Here is a 2441-nt window from a genome sequence, read left to right on the forward strand (position 1 = left end):
TTACTGCCACGCCTGCTGCATGTGCATCTACAGCAATTTTCCTTCGAGAGTATTTTTCTCCTTCAGAATATTTTGTATATTCAACTCCCAAATCATTTAACAAATCAAAAACACCAAAAACTACAGCTGATACCCTTTTTCCATACGATGCAATGTTATACGTGTTGACTACTCCTTCAGCAGATTCAATAGAAGGAATGATTTGAATTGGCTTTAGTTTTTTGGCTTTCTCTAGACCAGATAGAATTTTTTCAATTTTTTTCATCTCTTTAACATTATTCACTTTGGGGATTACAATTCCATCAATTCCTTTTTGGACAATTTCTTTAAGATCTGCAAGAATTTTATTAGAACTCGGAGAATTAGTTCTAATAAAAATTGAAGATTTGTATAATTTTCTAGATTTTAATGCAGTTTTGATTAGTTTTCGTGCATTAGATTTTTCATTATCTGGAACAGAATCTTCTAGATCAAAACATACAATGTCAGCCTGAAAGCTTTTAGCTTTTTTTAGGAATCTGGAATTGTTTCCAGGTACAAAAATGAGACTGCGAAAAAGCTGAGTCATTAAATGACTAGGCGCCCTCTGGCTTCATCAAGATTTTACCAAAGAGTCCTTTTCCGGTTAACATCTTTGTATGAGCCTCAGCTGCTTGCTCAAATGTGTAAGTTGAGTCAACTGCAGCTTTAATCTTACCTTGACCCATCCAATACAAACCTTGATCAAGTTCAGCTTTAGTTCCTTGTGTTGAACCTAAGATGTTAGTTCCTTTGAAGAATATGTGTCTTAGATCTATGTTTGCATCATATCCGGTAGTTGCTCCACATGAAACTAGCGTTGCGCCATATTTGAGAAGGGTTAATTGTTTGTTAAAGTGGGTTTGACCAATATGATCAAATGCAACATCGATTCCAGGTGCTTCACCTTTTGTTTTTGCAATTTCTTTAGAAATCTTAAAGACTTCTTTTTGCCAATCGTCTTTTCTATGATCAACTGCATAATCTGCACCTAATTCTCTACATTTGTCTAGTTTGTCTGGACTTGCAGTTGCAATAACATCACAGTTATACAATTTGGCAATTTGAATACCAAAGCTTCCAACTCCAGAACCTCCTCCCATAATTAGAACAGTTTGTCCAGGAGTAATTTTGGCTCTGCCAACTAGCATATGCCAAGAAGTAAGAAGTGTCATGGATGCTGCTGCTGCATCATCATATGAAACTCCCTCAGGAATTTTTGATACATTAACTTCGGGTAAATGGATTTGTTCAGAGTATGCACCCCACAAAGGTCCAGTTTGGAAACCCCAAACTTGTCTTTTGACACAATCAAATTCTCTTCCATCTGTACATGCTTTACAAACTCTGCATGCAAGATTAGAATGAGAAACTACCCTATCTCCAACTTTGAAATTTGTTACATCTTCACCTACGGCGATTACATCTCCAGCTACATCAGAACCAGAAACATGTGGAAGAGGAACTGCTACTGGAACTCCTCTCATTCCCCAAATATCATTATAATTTAGGGCAGATGCTTTATTGGTAAAAATTACCTCATCTGATTTTGGTTTTGGGTCATCTATATCCTGGACTTTGAGGATTTTAGCATAATTATCATCTGGCGCATATTCATTGTATACAACGGCTTTCATGTATTAACAAAATTTGTTTCTAAATTTATATTTTTTCTATATTATACTCGATTTATCTTGAAATCACGTTTAGGTTGTTGTGCAGAGAGCAAAATTTGCTTTAATTGATCGTCATTTATCTGCCCAGGGATCTTTCCTTGAGTTGCCATTCCAATGAGATATTGTTCTACCATTTCAGATAACTCAGGTTTTACCATTTTGATGTTATTTAGCCTCATTCTAGCTTCAGGAGTTAGAATTTGTTTTAGGATTTGTTCTTTTTGTGCAGCTAATTCATGATTTGTGTTATCAACGGGAGATTCATTAGATTCTGGAAAACTCATTTTGTATCTAAGAATATACTTTCAATTGTGGATTTTCAACAATTAGTTCTTTAAGAATTTCTGTTGATAATCTATCTAGTTTTTGCATTCCTTGTTTAGAAATTATACGTCCCTTCTTCTCAACTTTTTCTACATATCCAAGTTTCTCCAAACCTTGAATTGCATTTCTGATAATTGCACCGCCTGCATCTTTATGATGGGCAGCTCCATATCCAGAAGGTTTGCCACCGCCATAATCATTTCTTAAAGCATTAATTCCAATTGGACCATTAAGGTAAATTTTTCTCATAATTGAAGCGCATCTAGTATGCCACCATTCCCTATCTTGTGGAGGTTTATCTGCATGAGCTCCAGTTTTAACAAATGGAACCCAAGAAGGTGCAGGAATGTCTTCATTTTTTAGAGCTGAAGATAGTCTTTTAATCAATATGTCTGCTGGTACATCATAGACCTTTGCCATAGA

The 2441-nt window shown here is 35.5% G+C and carries 4 protein-coding genes; all 4 read right to left on the reverse strand.

Annotation, left to right across the window (positions count from 1 at the left end):
- A partial coding sequence (locus OEW78_RS10425; RefSeq protein ID WP_300327226.1) for an aldolase/citrate lyase family protein occupies nt 1-568 on the reverse strand: 568 nt, incomplete at its 3' end.
- Nucleotides 569-575: 7 nt separating this feature from the next.
- Nucleotides 576-1655, reverse strand: coding sequence for a zinc-binding dehydrogenase (locus OEW78_RS10430; RefSeq protein WP_300327227.1), 1080 nt, complete (start codon nt 1653-1655; stop codon nt 576-578).
- Between the two features lie 41 nt (nt 1656-1696).
- On the reverse strand, nt 1697-1978 hold the full coding sequence (locus OEW78_RS10435; RefSeq protein ID WP_300327228.1) for a DNA-binding protein: 282 nt from the start codon (nt 1976-1978) through the stop codon (nt 1697-1699).
- A gap of 7 nt (nt 1979-1985) precedes the next feature.
- Nucleotides 1986-2441: 30S ribosomal protein S19e (locus tag OEW78_RS10440; RefSeq protein ID WP_300327229.1), on the reverse strand; the 456-nt coding region annotated here is incomplete at its 5' end.

This window comes from Candidatus Nitrosopumilus sp. (assembly GCF_029882185.1).
GTDB lineage: Archaea > Thermoproteota > Nitrososphaeria > Nitrososphaerales > Nitrosopumilaceae > Nitrosopumilus.